14 protein-coding genes and 1 pseudogene are annotated in these 16,957 nt (G+C 41.3%); 5 read left to right on the forward strand and 10 right to left on the reverse strand.

What is annotated here, in order from left to right:
- From rsxC to PR766_RS04935, 4 genes are all read right to left on the reverse strand, one after another.
- Positions 1-1,704 (reverse strand): electron transport complex subunit RsxC (gene rsxC / locus PR766_RS04920; RefSeq protein ID WP_272518471.1); only part of this gene is annotated, 1,704 nt, incomplete at its 3' end.
- The gene (rsxB, locus tag PR766_RS04925) at positions 1,697-2,299 is read right to left on the reverse strand and encodes an electron transport complex subunit RsxB (RefSeq protein ID WP_006659776.1); all 603 of its coding nucleotides are present in this window, start codon (positions 2,297-2,299) and stop codon (positions 1,697-1,699) included. The genes rsxB and rsxC, both read right to left, overlap by 8 nt.
- Complete coding sequence (gene rsxA, locus PR766_RS04930; RefSeq protein ID WP_006659777.1) at positions 2,299-2,880, reverse strand: electron transport complex subunit RsxA; 582 nt, start codon at positions 2,878-2,880, stop codon at positions 2,299-2,301. The genes rsxB and rsxA overlap by 1 nt, the downstream gene beginning before the upstream one ends.
- 87 nt (positions 2,881-2,967) lie before the next feature.
- Complete coding sequence (locus PR766_RS04935) at positions 2,968-3,408, reverse strand: DUF2569 domain-containing protein (RefSeq protein ID WP_006659778.1); 441 nt, start codon at positions 3,406-3,408, stop codon at positions 2,968-2,970.
- A 128-nt stretch (positions 3,409-3,536) separates the two neighbouring features.
- On the opposite strand from PR766_RS04935, the gene PR766_RS04940 reads away from it, so the two are divergent.
- Both PR766_RS04940 and PR766_RS04945 read left to right on the forward strand, forming a co-directional pair.
- On the forward strand, positions 3,537-4,580 hold the full coding sequence (locus PR766_RS04940; protein ID WP_154636593.1) for an oxidoreductase: 1,044 nt from the start codon (positions 3,537-3,539) through the stop codon (positions 4,578-4,580).
- Positions 4,581-4,639: 59 nt separating this feature from the next.
- Positions 4,640-5,617: a bile acid:sodium symporter family protein gene (locus PR766_RS04945; RefSeq protein ID WP_006659780.1), complete on the forward strand. Its 978-nt coding sequence runs from the start codon at positions 4,640-4,642 to the stop codon at positions 5,615-5,617.
- Positions 5,618-5,795: 178 nt separating this feature from the next.
- Here PR766_RS04945 and add read toward each other — a convergent pair whose 3' ends face one another.
- From add to manA, 3 genes are all read right to left on the reverse strand, one after another.
- Positions 5,796-6,797 carry an adenosine deaminase gene (gene add / locus PR766_RS04950; protein WP_036963730.1) on the reverse strand — a complete coding sequence of 334 codons (1,002 nt, stop codon included), beginning with the start codon at positions 6,795-6,797 and terminating at the stop codon, positions 5,796-5,798.
- A gap of 134 nt (positions 6,798-6,931) precedes the next feature.
- Positions 6,932-8,572, reverse strand: coding sequence for a YdgA family protein (locus tag PR766_RS04955; RefSeq protein ID WP_039862043.1), 1,641 nt, complete (start codon positions 8,570-8,572; stop codon positions 6,932-6,934).
- A 109-nt stretch (positions 8,573-8,681) separates the two neighbouring features.
- A complete protein-coding gene (gene manA / locus PR766_RS04960) occupies positions 8,682-9,857 on the reverse strand; it encodes a mannose-6-phosphate isomerase (protein ID WP_036983055.1) in 1,176 nt (391 codons plus the stop codon).
- Positions 9,858-10,035: 178 nt separating this feature from the next.
- On the opposite strand from manA, the gene fumC reads away from it, so the two are divergent.
- Positions 10,036-11,433: a class II fumarate hydratase gene (gene fumC / locus PR766_RS04965; RefSeq protein WP_006661708.1), complete on the forward strand. Its 1,398-nt coding sequence runs from the start codon at positions 10,036-10,038 to the stop codon at positions 11,431-11,433.
- Positions 11,434-11,494: 61 nt separating this feature from the next.
- Here fumC and tus read toward each other — a convergent pair whose 3' ends face one another.
- The 3 genes and pseudogenes from tus to PR766_RS04985 all read right to left on the reverse strand — a co-directional run bounded on the left by tus (position 11,495) and on the right by PR766_RS04985 (position 14,506).
- Positions 11,495-12,400: a DNA replication terminus site-binding protein gene (gene tus, locus PR766_RS04970; protein ID WP_006659785.1), complete on the reverse strand. Its 906-nt coding sequence runs from the start codon at positions 12,398-12,400 to the stop codon at positions 11,495-11,497.
- A gap of 157 nt (positions 12,401-12,557) precedes the next feature.
- Positions 12,558-13,128 (reverse strand): annotated as a pseudogene (locus PR766_RS04980) (lytic polysaccharide monooxygenase).
- A 115-nt stretch (positions 13,129-13,243) separates the two neighbouring features.
- The gene (locus tag PR766_RS04985) at positions 13,244-14,506 is read right to left on the reverse strand and encodes an MFS transporter (RefSeq protein WP_036963722.1); all 1,263 of its coding nucleotides are present in this window, start codon (positions 14,504-14,506) and stop codon (positions 13,244-13,246) included.
- Between the two features lie 112 nt (positions 14,507-14,618).
- On the opposite strand from PR766_RS04985, the gene PR766_RS04990 reads away from it, so the two are divergent.
- Positions 14,619-15,524, forward strand: coding sequence for a LysR family transcriptional regulator (locus PR766_RS04990; RefSeq protein ID WP_006661711.1), 906 nt, complete (start codon positions 14,619-14,621; stop codon positions 15,522-15,524).
- A 110-nt stretch (positions 15,525-15,634) separates the two neighbouring features.
- The gene (locus PR766_RS04995; protein ID WP_154636594.1) at positions 15,635-16,846 is read left to right on the forward strand and encodes an ROK family protein; all 1,212 of its coding nucleotides are present in this window, start codon (positions 15,635-15,637) and stop codon (positions 16,844-16,846) included.
- Positions 16,847-16,957: the final 111 nt, after the last annotated feature.

Genomic DNA, 16,957 nt, shown 5'->3' on the forward strand with positions numbered 1-16,957 from the left:
AGCGGCTTTGCGTGGGTCATCTCCCTCCGTGCCATCTGCAATCACGGGGTTGTCAGATTGGGTTTGCTCTGCGACTTTTTGCGCTTGTTTGGCGCGCGCTTGAGCTTTACGCGCTTCTCTTGCTGCAATAACAGCACTATTGTCAGGCAATTCACCTGAAATGATTTTTATTGGCTCAGCCGTTGACGCTTTCTTCGCTTTAACACGAGCAAGTGCCGCATTAACTGCGTCTTTATCTGCGGTATCCACTTGAACAGCCGCTTTCTTATGCCGTTCTTCGCGGGCAAGTTTTTCACGTTCCATACGCTGTTGTTTAGCTTCAAAGCGCTGTTTAGCTTCGATGGAACGGCGTTCTTCTTGGTCTATTTCGCGAATTTCTGCTTTTTCTTGGCGATAATATTGTACCAGCGGAATATTGCTTGGGCAGACATAAGCACAAGCACCACATTCAATGCAGTCAAACAGATTATGTTTCTGCGCTTTTTCGTGTTCTTTACCTTTACTAAACCAATATAATTGCTGAGGTAATAAACTGGCAGGGCAAGCATCGACACAGAGACCACAACGAATACAAGCTTCTTCGACAGGTTTTTTGCCCATCTCTTCTTGGGTAGGGACCAGTAAGCAGTTGCAAATTTTGACTACAGGAACATTGAGATCGGGTAATGTGAAGCCCATTAATGGTCCCCCCATGATCACCATTTGCTCATTTTCAGGCTCAAAGCCAGATTGCTGAAGTAGATGTTTAACTGGCGTACCTAAGCGAGTCCAGAAGTTTCCTGGCTGTTTAATCGCTTCTCCGGTGACCGTGACAACACGTTCAATGAGCGGCTGACCATCAATGACTGCGCGCTTGATAGCGACGGCAGTACCCACGTTTTGCATCAATACGCCAATCTGGGAAGATCGTGCACCTGAAGGAACTTCTTTTCCCGTTAAAATTTTGGTCAACTGTTTTGCACCACCTGATGGGTACTTGGTGGGGATCACTCGGATAAAAATCTGTTTATCTATGGAGGTAAGGGCGCGTTTTAAGGCGCGGATTGCCTCGGGCTTATTATCTTCAATGCCGATTAATACTTGGTCGGGGTTTAACAGGTGTTGCAGAACGCGGCAGCCTTCAATGACTTCTTGAGCATGTTCTTGCATTAAACGGTCATCAGCAGTGATATAAGGTTCACATTCTGCGGCATTGATAATCAACGTTTTAATGGCATCTTTCCCGCCTGCTAGCTTAGAGGCTGTTGGGAAGCCAGCGCCACCTAAACCTGCAATACCTGCTTGCTCAATTTTGTTGAGCAAATCAGCCCGCGAAAGTTGTTGGAAGTCAGGTACGGGTTGTAAAGGAGCCCAAGTATCCAGACCATCTGCTTTAATTTTGACGCAGAGTTCTTTTAATCCTGAAGGATGAGCGGTCACCATAGGTTCAATCGCGGTGATAGTACCGGATGTTGAAGCATGCACAGGCACGGTACGACCTGTACCTTTCGTTAATGGTTGACCTTTAAGAACGGTGTCGCCAATGTTGACGATGAGTTCACCTTCCGGACCTAAATGTTGTTGCAGAGGGATGATTAGCTCATCAGGAACGGAAGCCACACGCATTGGCGTTCTGCTGGATTGTAGTTTCATCTCAGGGGGATGAATACCGCCATCAAAGTCCCAAATATTATCTTTTTTCAACCACTTAAATAAATTAAGCATGGGAACCCTCTTTGGCTGACAATAAGGATTCATCGGTAATATTTTTAACTGGGATGGTGTTTAAATCCCATTTCCAGTTGGCGGTAGTGGTTTTAACTGGCACCATTTCAATACAATCCGTAGGACATGGGGCAACACACAGGTCGCAACCCGTACATAAATCTTCAATCACTGTATGCATGGCACGAGTAGCGCCCACAATGGCATCGACAGGACAAGCTTGGATACACTTTGTGCACCCAATACAATTTTCTTCATCGATGATGGCAACTTTACGAACAGGGTTTTGCGCAGTTTCATCGCCATCAATGGGTTGAGGGTCAACGTTCATCAGCTCAGCAATTTTGAGCATGACTTGCTCGCCGCCGGGGGCGCATTTGTTTATCATTTCCCCGTTGTTGGCTACTGCTTCAGCGTAGGGACGGCAACCTGGATAACTGCATTGCCCGCATTGGCTCTGCGGTAAAATAGCATCCAGTTTTTCAACAATCGGATCTTCCTCAACTTTAAAACGTAATGAGGCATAGCCTAAGATCAGACCAAAGATCAGCCCGAAAACGGCTAATATGCCAATCGCAATCCACAAAGACATCATTAGAATTTCACCAAACCACTAAAGCCCATAAATGCGAGAGACATCAACCCCGCAGTGATCAGACCAATTGACGAACCTTTAAAAGGTGCTGGGACATTTGCTACAGCTAAGCGCTCACGGATGGCGGCAAAGAGAACCATAACAAAAGAGAATCCGACGGCGGCACTAAAGCCATATACCGCAGATTGCAAGAAACCGTGGGATTGATTGATGTTTAATAAAGCAACCCCAAGCACCGCACAGTTAGTGGTGATCAGCGGTAAAAAGATCCCCAATAGGCGGTATAAGGTTGGGCTGGTTTTTCTCACAACCATTTCAGTAAACTGTACTACTACGGCTATCACAAGGATAAAGCTCAGTGTACGTAGATAGACTAGGTCTAGAGGGATTAAGATCAACGTATCGATTAACCACGAGCTTATTGAGGCGAGGGTCATAACGAACGTAGTCGCAAAACCCATACCAATGGCGGTTTCTAGTTTTTTTGATACGCCCATGAATGGGCATAATCCCAAGAATTTAACGAGGACAAAGTTATTGACTAACACTGTCCCAATAAAAAGTAGAAGATAGTCGGTCATTTCATAGCCTGAAGAGAGAAAAAAGCCCAAAAACTGACCACAGTCAGTTTAACGGAGGCTATGATATCAAAGCTATTTTTGTGATGCTTATCGATCTTGTGTGAAAGTCATTTTCACTCGTTTAGACATTTTCAAATAAGGGACAAAAAATCCAGCACCTAATAGTGGCCATGCGAGGATTTGTAGGGCAGTTTGGTCATCAATAGGGGAAAATGCGAATGTTTTTAATCCGATTAACATTAATGCTAATAGCCATAGGGTAAAACGACGGGGAAAATGACGAGAGCGCTTAAACATCAGTTGTGTAACATGTACACTAAAAAGTGACATAGCTAGGCTAATTGCGAAAGACAAATACCACTGTGGGGTAATGAAACTACTCCAATTATCCACCGTGGTGACAATCTCATAAAATTTAATGCAGTACATCACAGTCATGCTACAAGCCGCAAACAATGTCAGCAGTAAATAGCTAGCAGGGGCTAATAACCAGCCGGTAATACGGTCAGTGTTATAAACAGAAGTCATAAGTAGGGATCCGTTATTGCTAAATAATCCTGATAATTAATAATCCTATCATAGATTTATTTGCTAATTGATTCATTCTGATGGTACTTTTTTAAAATAGCAAAATATGCCACTTATGTGAGGTCAATATGCCCAAACCAATTAAAGTCGGGATTGTTGGATATGGTTATGCCAGCAAAACATTTCATGCTCCATTTTTAGCCATGTTAGAAGGATTTGAGCTAACGACTATCTCCAGTAGTGATGCGAGTAAAGTTCATGCGGATTATCCTAATGTTACGGTAGCTAGCTCGCCCGAAGCATTGTTTTCTGATCCTGAAATTGAGCTTGTTGTGATCCCAACGCCGAATGACACTCACTACCCATTAGCCTGCAAAGCGTTAGCTGCGGGTAAGCATGTGGTGGTAGATAAGCCGTTTACTCTTGATGTTAAAGAAGCCGAAGATTTACAGCAACGAGCTGAAAAAGCCGGAAAATTATTATCAATTTACCATAATCGTCGTTGGGATTCAGGGTATCGCACCGTGAAAAAAATCCTGCAAGATGGCTGTTTAGGTGACATTAAATATTATGAATCTCATTTTGACCGTTTTCGTCCAGTGGTGAGACAACGCTGGCGAGAGGCTAATATTCCGGGAGCGGGAATTTGGTACGATCTGGGACCGCATATGATTGACCAAGTGCTGCAATATTTTGGTAAACCGCAAGCGATTACCGTTGATCTGGGGGCTATTCGTCCAGGCGCGGAAGCAGTAGATTATTTCCATGCAATGCTGGATTATGCAGATAAGAAAATCGTATTACATTCAACAACTCTCGCGGCAGCGCCGATGCCAATTTATACCATTCATGGTATGAAAGGGAGTTACGTGAAATATGGGCTAGATACGCAGGAAGATGCGCTAAAAAGTGGTGCTGTTCCACGAGGTGAACATTGGGGAGAAGACCCTAATCTGGGTGTTGTGACGCTGTCACAAGGTGATGATATGGTGAGTCAGTCATGGGCAAATGAGAAAGGCAATTATGGTGGATATTATGAAGCCATTTATGACGCTATTCGTTTCGGTAAGCCAAACCCAGTTACACCAAGCGAAGCCATCGATATTATGAAACTGATTGAAGCCGGTATGCAATCAGCGAAAGAAAAACGGACTATCGAAAATATTTTCTAAGGTTCAACGTTGAAGATAAAGCCAGTGTAAAAACTGGCTTTTTATTTGTGGAAAATCGAATGAATTTATTAGCAAAACTTAAAATAGACTCGTTTCTGTTGATCATGATTGGCGTTGTTATTATCGCCAGTATCTTCCCATGTGAGGGGCAGGTTAAAACTGTTTTCCAGCACTTAACAACCGCAGCGATAGCGCTACTGTTTTTTATGCATGGTGCTAAGTTATCCAGAGAGTCTATCGTTGCAGGGATGGGGCACTGGCGACTTCATTTATTAGTATTTGCCAGCACGTTCATTCTATTTCCTATTATTGGTATTGCATTGCGCTTTATGGTGCCACATTGGATGTCGCCAACGGTGTATATGGGCTTTTTGTATTTATGTGCATTGCCCGCCACCGTTCAATCTGCCATTGCATTCACCTCGGTTGCCGGTGGGAATGTCGCTGCAGCAATTTGCAGTGCTTCAGCCTCCAGTATTTTAGGGGTTTTTCTCTCTCCTGTTTTAGTCGGAGTGTTGATGGACACTGATGGCAGCCAAGCAATGGATACACTCAATGCGATTGGCTCAATTATGCTGCAATTGATGGTGCCATTTATTGTCGGGCATTTATGTCGACCGCTCATCGCTAACTGGATTAATCGCCATAAAAGGTTGGTCAATACCACTGACCGGTCTTCCATTCTACTTGTTGTGTATGTGGCATTTAGCGAAGCGGTGGTTGAGGGGATTTGGCAAACCATTGATGCTTATTCACTGTTTATCATTACGTTAGTTTCTTGTGTTGTATTAGTCGTGGTGATGGTGATTAACGTGATGTCAGCGCGTATTCTTGGGTTTAGCAAAGAAGACGAAATTACGATTCTTTTTTGTGGGTCGAAGAAGAGCTTGGCAAATGGTGTACCCATGGCAAATGTGCTATTTCCAGCCGCAACAGTAGGGATAATTTTGCTGCCATTAATGATTTTTCATCAGATTCAATTAATGGTGTGTGCAGTGATAGCTCAGAAGTACGCTAAACGGCTCGAAAAACACTAAATATCCACTAAGGCAGCGAAAGCTGCCTATATAAAATAACTAATTTAGTTACAACATGCTATGGGTGTTATCATGAAATAGATTAACGACTGAGAAAATTTGAACGTTTTAATGGGTTAAATAGGGCAGAACATGAGTCCTACCCTATAAAAAGATTTATTCGCAGTTAGCAGTTGAATTAACGGTTTGCAGCTTTACGCGCCAATGCCGCTTTCTCGCTATCAGAAAGGAATGCCATGGTGAGTCCATTGCGCTGAGCTTGTTCAATTTCAGCCTGTGTTAGACCCGCTTGCGGTGCAGCAACATTATATTCATAAGGTAACTCGATGCCTTCAACAGCAGGGTCGTCGGTATTAATGGATGCTAAAACACCGTGGGATAAAAAGGTTTTCAACGGGTGCTGAGCCAGTGAAGGGACGGTACTGGTTTGAATATTCGAGGTTAAACAACTTTCAATACCAATGTTATTTTTCGCTAAAAATTCAATGAGCTCAGGATCTTCAATTGCTTTAACCCCATGTCCAATACGTTGAGCGCCTAAATGCTTGATAGCATGCCAAATACTGGCTGCACCTGCCGCTTCACCAGCATGCACGGTAATATTGAGTCCAGTATTACGAGCTTTGGTAAAATGTTCTTCAAATAATGCACCTGGGAATCCCAGTTCATCACCGGCTAAATCAAGGGCACATAATTTATCTCTATGTGCGAGAAGACCCTCTAATTCAATAGCACAGGCCTGCTGCCCAAAAGTACGGCTCAAAATACCAATCAGATTGATTTGAATATCGTATTGACGGCAACCCGCAGCAATACCGTCAATAACTGCACCAACAACGCCTTCAACAGGAAGTTGATGCTTCATTGCCATATAGTAAGGGGAAAAACGTAATTCAGCGTAGTCAATGCCCGCTCTAAAGGCATCTTCCACATTCTCAAATGCGACACGCTTACAGGCATCTAAATCAGCTAATACAGCAACACCCCAATCCAGTTTAGTTAGAAAACCAACTAAATCAGCTTCTTGTCCCATAATTTGCACGTGAGGGCGTAAGGCTTCAATTTCATCTGCGGGGAGTTGGATACGGTGCTGTTGTGCCAAAGAAAGAATGGTTTCTGGGCGAATATTACCATCAAGGTGGCGATGTAAGTCTGTTAAAGGGAGCTGTTTGTTTATCACGATAAATGATCCTTATAGATATTCTGCATCCATTTTGTATGTAATTGAATAAAAATCAATGATAAATAGGCTAAATAGAAACAAAAACGCCAGTCGAGGAGACTGGCGTTTAAGTAATTTATCTTAAGGATAAATTATTGTGCAGCTGGCGCTTCTGCTGGTTGTTCAGCTTCGATTGCTGGCTCAGCAACTTCAGCACCATCAGCAGGTTGAGCTTCTTCTTCGTAGCCCATTTCATCTTCAGGACCAGACATCATTTTCATCTTAGTCAGGAATTCAGCTAAGGTATATTTGTCACCGTTGAAGGTTAGGTCATTACCAGAGAATTTAACGGTCATGGTTAAATCGTTTTCGCTGTCGATCATCCAAGGATGTTTTTTCTCTTTCGCTTTCTCTGCGCGTTGTTCATCAGTCATGAACATTTCTTCGAACGGGTTAGAGAACATATCCGCAGTTAGCATTTGTTGAACACCAGCGAACTCTTCAGTTACTTGTTCTTTAACAACTTTCTTATCTTCCGCAGAAACTGCTGCACCGCCATCTAAGATCATGGCTTGAGTCATTGACTCGATGACCATTGGCTTATTCAGTTTCATGCTGAAATCGAAAGAAGTGATCAGTTGTTTGAACGCTTCATCCACTTTGTTTTGCATTGCTAACGCAGTAATTTCGTCTTGGTTCCACTTGTTGAAAGTAACGCTTAGGTCGATAGAGCTTTGACCTGCTTCGTTTTTCCAATAGAACGGGCTAACAGTAAATACTGGTTTGCTTTTCATCAGCTCAGGCAGAGTTGTGGTCATCATCTGCATTGCGATTTTTTCGCTTGCTTCAGTTGGGTTGCCTGTTGCTAAGCCTTCAGCCAACGCTTTGTTGTATTGCTCAACAAATTGACCTAATGCTTTCGCATCTAATTTTTCGATAGCCACTGTCAGCTCACCAGAACCTAAGTTTTGATCTAATGCTTTAACATCACTGATTTTGTAAGACAGGTTACCTTTAACATCGTCACCATTGATAGAGGTATCACTTGAAACGTTCAAATCTTTGAATGAGAACTTAGTTTCAGGGATATTAACATCAGTATCTGCGATAACGAAAGATTGGGTACCTGTATAGAAGCCATGTTGAGATTTCTTAACATTAGAAACCAGCTTCATGCCTTTCATTGTGATAGTACCTTCTTCTTTAGTGCTGCTGATCACTAAGCTATCAGTCACTAAAGATGCATCAACAGTACTTAAGTCTGAACCAGTTGCAATATCAAACTTAGCGCCGCTAAATGAGAATTTACCATCTTCTTTGGTGTATTCAAGAGGGATCAGCTCGATGCTAGAATCCACGTTTTTGCTGTAACCAATAACAGCAGAACCATGCATGAATGGCTTGCCTTTGGTTGCTTCAAACAGCTCTTTAGTCGCTTTCGTATTTGCTAATTCAACATTAACTGCACCTAATTTAGGCATCAGATTGAACTTAGCTACTTGGGATAATGGCAGTGGACCATGAGAGATATCCGCTTTAAAGACGATGTTTTCGTCAGCAGAAGCGGTTGAGGTAATGATGATGTCAGCTTGAGAAGAGAACACACCACGTTTGTAGTTCTCTAATTTAAAGACAACATCAGCACTTGGATCGTTAGCCGTGATAAACGCGTTTGAATTCGTAATCACTTTATTCAGTTCAGCTTCAACTTTTGAACCTGTATACCATGATGCGCCAGTCCATACTGCGCCCAGAGCAACGATAACACCTACCGCAACTAATGACTTTTTCATTATCAACATCCATCCTTTCAGTGCGCATGAAACGCACTTATGTATAAATAATATAAGTTTTTATTACCCGTTTGGCTGTGTGTACCAACGGCTAAATATAAAATATGACCTAAAAATTAAATACTCGGGCTACTTGGCCATTTCCTTGAATAGAAATGTTATCCTCATAAGCAGGTAAGAAAACAGATTCACCAGAATTCATGTTTAATTCTTGATTACCTGATCGCAATACTAACTTACCTTCAATACAAAACAAAATTGAAGCTGTATGATTAGTTAGGGATAACCCAGAGCAGTCAATAGAATATATTTTAAATGAAAAATCTTCCACTGGGATCTTATATTTCCAGACATTTCCAGATTTTTCGGGAATATTGAACAAATCATCAGCTTTAATTGACTTAAAATCAATATTATCAACGAGTTCTTTTACATCAATATGTTTGCTCGTTAAGCCTGCACGCAAGACGTTATCTGAATTAGCCATCACTTCTAACCCAACACCCTCTAAATAAGCGTGAGGGGTTCTTGCTGCTAAAAACATGGCTTCACCAGGTTGTAATTCAACGATATTTAGCATTAAAGGTGTAAATAAACCATTATCATCTGGATATAAGCTCACCATTTGTTTAATGGAATTCCACGGCTCACCTTGTTTGCTATTCAATGCTGCTTTTAATACACCCAATGCAAGCTCTTTTTGCTCACCAGTCAAATTAAGAATCTGTGCAAATAATTTTTTTAGTTTATCTTCACTTGGGGATTGAACAAAAAATTGAATTTCAGGATGGGCTGCTGCAATAAAGCTAAATAACTCGACAATTTCTGCTATAGGACGAAATGCATTCATTGCTTTAAAGGGGGTTAAAGCATAAATCAGCTCTGGTTTATGATTATTATCCTTATAATTACGGATAGGGGAGTTCAATGGGATCCCTTGTGCATTTTCTTTTTTAAAACCGATTTCCGCATCGTGTTTATTTGGGTGAACCTGAACGGATAATGGCTGAGCTGCGCATAGCACTTTGAATAAATAAGGAAGTCGGCCAAAACGTTCGGCGATATGTTTACCCAATATTTTTTCTGGGTTTTCCTTAATGAAAGCATCTAACGAGATTTTCTGATGTGTTAAGGGTGATATAACCTCAGAACTGGCTTTGGGGTGAGCCCCCATCCAAAGCTCAGCCATTGGTAAATTATCCGGGTTAGGGTAACCATACAGTTCGCTGAGGGCGGTTTTACTTCCCCAATCATAGTGTTGGATTTGGTTCATCATTTTTAGCATATCAAAACTCTCTTTTTGCAAAAATCAACTGATTTCCTTTTTACTACAGCACAATAAGCTCGACCAAGTCTCATAATTGAAATTCAATTTGTGGCATTATACTGCTCGGTTATTTGCTTACCTGCAAGCAGATGATTCTAAAATTAATTATTCTGAATATGTACCTAAGGAGCTAGTAATGGCAGCCACTCGCATTGAAAAAGACTCAATGGGACCAATTGAAGTACCTGCTGACCACTTATGGGGCGCGCAAACGCAGCGTTCTTTAGAACATTTCCGTATCTCTGTAGAGAAAATGCCTGTTGCTCTGATCCACGCATTAGCGGTAACTAAAAAAGCGGCTGCAAGCGTGAATATGGATTTAGGTTTACTGCCAAAAGATCGCGGTGATGCGATTATCGCTGCGGCAGACGAAGTTCTTGCTGGCAAGCATCCAACAGAATTCCCTCTCGCTATCTGGCAAACTGGTTCTGGTACTCAAAGTAACATGAACATGAACGAGGTGCTAGCTAACCGTGGTAGCGAAATCCTCGGTGGACAGCGCGGTAACGACCGTCTAATCCACCCAAATGACGATGTTAACAAGAGCCAAAGCTCTAACGACGTCTTCCCAACAGCAATGCACGTTGCAGCCGTTGTTGCGATTCGTGAACATTTGCTGCCAGAATTAAAAGTTCTGCACAAAACCCTCGATGCGAAAGCAAAAGAATTTAAAGACATTGTTAAAATTGGTCGTACACATCTACAAGATGCGACACCATTAACATTGGGTCAGGAAATCTCAGGTTGGGCGGCAATGTTAGCCCACAACGAAAAACATATTGAAAACGCAGTGCCACATATTTGTGAATTAGCATTAGGCGGTACTGCGGTGGGTACAGGTCTGAATACTCACCCTGAATATGCGGTTCGTGTCGCGAAGAAAATTGCTGAATTAACAGGTCAGCCTTTTGTCACATCACCAAACAAATTTGAAGCATTAGCGACTTGTGATGCTTTAGTGCATGCTCACGGTGCATTGAAAGGTTTAGCGGCATCATTAATGAAGATCGCTAACGATGTTAGATGGTTAGCATCAGGTCCTCGTTGTGGTATTGGCGAAATCTCGATTCCTGAAAACGAACCGGGTAGCTCTATTATGCCAGGTAAAGTTAACCCAACACAGTGTGAAGCATTAACCATGCTGTGTGCCCAGGTCATGGGTAATGATGTTGCTGTGAATATTGGTGGCGCATCAGGTAACTTTGAATTGAACGTATTCCGTCCAATGGTTATCGACAACTTCTTACAATCTATCCGTTTATTAGCAGATGGTATGCGCAGCTTCAACGAGCATTGCGCTGAAGGCATCGAACCAAACCGTGAACGTATCGAAAAATTACTGCACGAATCTCTGATGTTGGTAACAGCGTTAAATACCCACATTGGCTATGATAAAGCAGCAGAAATTGCGAAGAAAGCGCACAAAGAAGGTCTGACTCTGAAAGAATCTGCACTGAAATTGAACTACTTAACTGAAGCTCAATTTAATGAATGGGTTCGTCCTGAAGATATGGTCGGTAGCATGAAATCATAATTATCCATCTCTTGGATAATGAATGTTAAGCCCCTGCATTAGAAATAGTGCAGGGGATTTTTTATCGTTCAATATATAGGTTTAAACGCGGGATCAATAATTCGACGGGTTTTGCTTTTGGGCGATTACGCAGGGCGATGTTATCTTGATGATAATCCGCTAACTCACCAAGCTTGATATCGCTTAATTCTTTATCAATGGCGAAAATCAACAGCGGTGTTGCACAAGGATATTGTGTTTGCTTTTGTGTTTCTTTGTCCCAAACTCGCGCGATAGGTTGAACTTTAACGGGGCGTTGAGTTTTCAATACACAATCATGGGGAAGAGAACGAATTAATTGGATTTCATTTTTTAATTGCAATATCCAGTGCTCACGTTGTAAATGAGAGGGCGTTCTCCCACTTTCTAGGCTCGCCTGTAAGCGATTGAGCATCTCTTCTTGAGTCACTTTGTTGATGACTTTCTTATTTGCCCAACCGAATCGAATGGTATCAGGATCAACAACAGAAGTGAGGGTACGATAGGTATTTAGTGTTAACAAACCATGCAAGCTTTCTCGAATAAATTCAAACCGATGGGCTTCATCAATGTGGGTTACAATCTGCTTTATTTCTATTTTTAGTTGATTGATCTCGAAGAGTAAATGCTGGAAGCGTTTATAGTCTGCCAGAGAGGGCGCAAGACAGATAGCACCAGGTAATCGAATAGCGGCTTTATTGCTCACTAACTCTGATTTTTTATGTATAAATAGCAATGTAAAAAGGTCTATTGCTCGTGTTAGCGCATCTGAACCAGTGTGTTTATCCACTAAGATCGAGCTAACTTCATTATTCTCATCACCTTTTAATGTTTCCGGTAAGCTAAATACAGCGGCTTTAACATTTTGCTGAGTTTGAAGTAATTGGCAAAGAAGGTTGATATTTGACTCAAGTTGATTGAATGAACTCACTAACTGCTGTTTTGACATAACATCCTTAACCTTATATTTAGTTACAACATTCCAATGGCTCGAATAACTAAATTAACATTAACATTTGAGTTTTTCAACACGCTTACTAGTGAACCTAAGGGATAGCCGATAGAGTATTACATACTATCCCTATTGTCTGGTTTACTGACAATTATTATTTATAGTCAATTTCCAAATCAATTACTTGATAAAATGCATTAGTGGTATCATCGATGGTCCAAATACCTAAAACAACATGATAGCCTTGATAATCTTTTGGAAGATGGGCAAGTATGCATCACTAAACTAGGTGGCATTTCGACTTTCTCGAACTTACAAAATGGCGTTAACTCAAATTGGGCGCGGGTTAAAGACTTGCTGGGATCCCAATCTTTACGTGTAATAAAATATTCCCACTTAGTTGTTCGATGAATGGCAGTTAAGCGCCAGAAAAAATCGAAAGTCGAGGTTTCTATTAACATCCGAGTCCAACGAAACGGTTGTTGTGCATCAAGCGGAGAGAAAGAGGCAATATTCGCGCTCGCAATTTTACCGTCTGCAGGACCTTTTAGCGGAAATCCCTTTAAACCTTCAACTGATTGTGGTTCGTATTGAACAGCGCCACAATTTTGGTTGCTTTGCAGTTTACAGAGATAGGCTCGACTGGCAGGATACTCGATGTAGCCATGAGGTAATGCAAAATAGCTATAGCAGAGTAGTAAGGGAAGTAATAATAGTTTTTTCATTCAATATCCTCATCATTGATTAATTTATAGATTTTCTATTAATTATGATGAGGATGTGAATTCTAACCTTTAGCAGGAGTTAATTTATTAAGTTAATTAGGTAACCTAGAAGCGATTAACATTTTGTTTTTAACTTATAAGCAATACCGACGCCGAGTAGCAACAAACTTGCGATAAATAACGCTACGCCATTCCACCCATAGGAAGCCCAGAATAACCCACCTAATGTACCAGCAATACTGGAACCTGCGTAATAACTAAATAAATAGAGTGAGGATGCCTGACCCCGTGCTCGTTTCGCTCGACGTCCAACCCAACTACTGGCGACAGAGTGTCCCGCAAAAAATCCCGTTGTCAGTACAGTCATACCCAGCAATATCACCCAGATATTACTATGTAGGGTCAGAATGACGCCCATCAACATCATCGCAATTGCGGCGATCAGAATTCGTCCAAAGCCGTATTTTTGTGTCAAGCTTCCTGTCTTTGTCGCGCTGTAAGTTCCTGTTAAATAAATAATAGATAAGAAACCCACAACAGATTGACTAAAATTATAAGGCGACTCAAGTAAGCGGTATCCAATGTAGTTATACATCGTTACAAAACCGCCCATTAAAATGAACCCCTCAATGAATAACCACGGTAAACCGGTATCACGCAAATGTAAGTGTAAGTTAACCCAAAGGTTTTTAGGTTTTAATGAGCTGGCTCGGAAATGCTGAGAAGGGGGCAATAATCGCCAAAAACCAATAGCGGCTAACAGTGCCAAGGAGCCTAAAATAACCACAGCAACTCGCCATGAATAATAGTCAGCAATAACGCCTGTCATTAAGCGTCCGCTCATTCCACCAATAGAATTACCACTAATGTAGAGCCCCATGGAAAGTGCAACATAGCTGGGATGTATTTCTTCGCTTAAATAGGTCATCGCCACCGCAGCAACGCCACTAAGGGAAAGTCCCACTAAAGCGCGAGCAATTAGAATTCCTTGCCAACTTTCCATGATTGAACTCATCAAGGTAAAAAGCGCTGCGCAAGTCAGGGAAATCACCATAACATTTTTACGACCAATCGCATCGGAAATAGGTCCAGTGACCAATAATCCTAATGCCATTAATCCAGTACTTAATGATAACGACAAACTCGCGGTAGCCGGTGAAACATTAAAATCAGCCGACAACATTGGCAAAATAGGTTGGACAAAATAGAGCAAGGCGAAGGTCGCAAAACCCACAGTAAAAAATGACAGCGTAACGCGCAGATATAAGGCGTCATCTCGTTGAATATAGTGTTTTTTCGGTGGGGTACTCGTCAAGGCTGCGTTTGGTTTTCCTTGTAAAGATGAACTCGGTGAGAGGCTTTTTGACTGCTGTTCCATGTAAATTCCTTGACGACTAAACGGACTTGATTTCGATCAAAGAATAGAAACTTTCTATTTTTTTGTCTAATATATTAATAATACATAATGATACATTTAAAATATCAATCTGATGAACATTGAATTACGCCATTTACGTTATTTTATTGCCGTTGCCGAAGAGCTGCATTTTGGGCGTGCGGCTGAACGTTTGCACATGTCTCAGCCTCCATTAAGTCAGCAAATTCAAGCTCTTGAAGAAATGGTTAATGCGAAACTATTAGAACGCAATAACCGTAATGTAGCATTAACCCCCGCAGGGGCGATGTTTCTAAAAGAGGCGTACCAAATTTTAGGGCAAGTGGATGCCGCAGCCACAAAGGCGGCTCGAATGGAAAAGGGGGAGCTAGGTGAGCTTTCCATTGGGTTTACCTCAACAACGCCATTTATGCATAAAGTCACCATGAGCTTGCGTCAATATCGAGAAGCTTATCCTGATGTTTCTATTCATATGCATCAGATGAATACGAAGCAACAAATCCCCCCATTAGTGACTGGGCGCATAGACATTGGCATCATGCGCAATACAATATTACCTGAACAATTGGACTATCAATTATTGTTCAGAGAGCCCTTTATGCTTGCCGTCTATGAAGGGCACCCATTATTGGCTTATGAAGAAAATGGTGTGGATATTAAGCAACTTGCTGCTTATCCATTAGTTTTTTTCGAGCGAGAAGTCGGTACAGCGCTGTATGATGAGATAAACCAATTATTAGCATCTGAAGGGATAGTTCCCACTATTTCTCAAGAAGCTGGGGAAGCGATGACTATCTTAGGCTTAGTCTCTGCGGGAATGGGAATTTCAATTATCACGGAATCCTTTACTCGCATGAAAATTGACGGCGTTAGATACCTCAAGCTGGCTAATATTCAAGCCACTTCTGAAGTTTGGCTAGTTTACAATACGCGCAGAACAGCACCTGCGGCAGCGAAAAAACTCACAGAGTTATTATTGCATAACATTGTTGGTGTATAGCCTTGAATGATTAACGCGATTCATATCACGTTTTTTATGTAAATGAAGCCTAATTTTCATTTATATAGGGCATAATCAATTATAATTTATAACGATTTCTGAGTGTTAAGATGACAAACCAAACGGGGAATACTGACCAAATCAAGCAATTAAATACTGGGCTTGTGTACCGAATTATTGCACAACATGGTCCTATTTCCCGTATTGCGCTATCAAAACAATCTCAACTAGCACCTGCAAGCATCACCAAAATCACGCGTGAATTGATGGATGCACATTTAATTCAAGAACGTGAGTTTCCCGTTTTAGGCTTAAGAGGTCGTCCCGCTGTTGGATTAGTGATAGAAAGTGAAGGCTGGCAATTTTTAGCCATTCGAATCGAAGATCAGCAGGCGATTATTTCGTTAAAAGAAATTAATGCTAAAACATTGGCGGAGCAATGCTACCCCTTTAATGTAAAAGATAACCAACAATTTAGTGATCGGTTATCGGAACTCATCAGCCTTTTTTTCGAAGAGAATCAAGCTTATTTAGAAAGAGTTACTGCGATCAGTATTTTACTGGATGGTATTCTAGATTCTTATTCAGGAGTTATCTATAAACTCGCGCATAGCGACGTTCATGAATTAGCCATTGGCGAAATATTGACAGAGAAAACAGGATTACCTGTCTATCTTTATCCGCCAGTTAATGCTTTGGCCTTAGCTGATCATTTAAAATACTCTGAGACTCGAACATCCAAAAATATTATTTATCTACAAATTCAAGATGTCGTTAATATCGCAGTGATGAATCATGGTTATTCATTAGATGTCATGACTCGGCAGCCCAACTTATTTGCCCATACTCAAATTGACCTATCACAAACTCAATCCTGTTATTGTGGTGGTAAAGGCTGCTTAGAAACGCTGATTTCAATTCCAGCAATCATCCAGCAAGCAAAGGAATTACTTGCAGATTATCCTGAGTCAGTATTACATAAAGAAAATATTAGTATTAACACAATTAGCCAAGGCGCAGTAGAGAATGACCCATTATGTAAGTCATTACTTGATAATGCGGCTCAACGACTTGCTTATCCATTAGCAATGATAATTAATTTATGCGGTTCTGAATTAATTTTGATCAATTCGCCATTAAATGATGAACACCATTATTGGTTCACTCGGGTACAACACTTTGTTACGTTATACGGTAACCCACGCTATAGTTCAAAATTAATATTTGAAAAATCAGCCAGTTCAATTAAAGAGTGTGAAACTGCGCTAATCCAAAATGCGCTGTATAACGGCTCATTGTTGTTGCAATTACTGCAAGGCTAATACAATTTGATAAACTTCTCATTATCTTACACAAAATTGAGCTAACGCAAACTTATCATTTCCCCATTCCCATAAACTGAATTCATATCATTTTTATAGCATTTTGCTGAT

Source organism: Providencia sp. PROV208 (genome assembly GCF_028479465.1).
Taxonomy (GTDB): domain Bacteria; phylum Pseudomonadota; class Gammaproteobacteria; order Enterobacterales; family Enterobacteriaceae; genus Providencia; species Providencia alcalifaciens.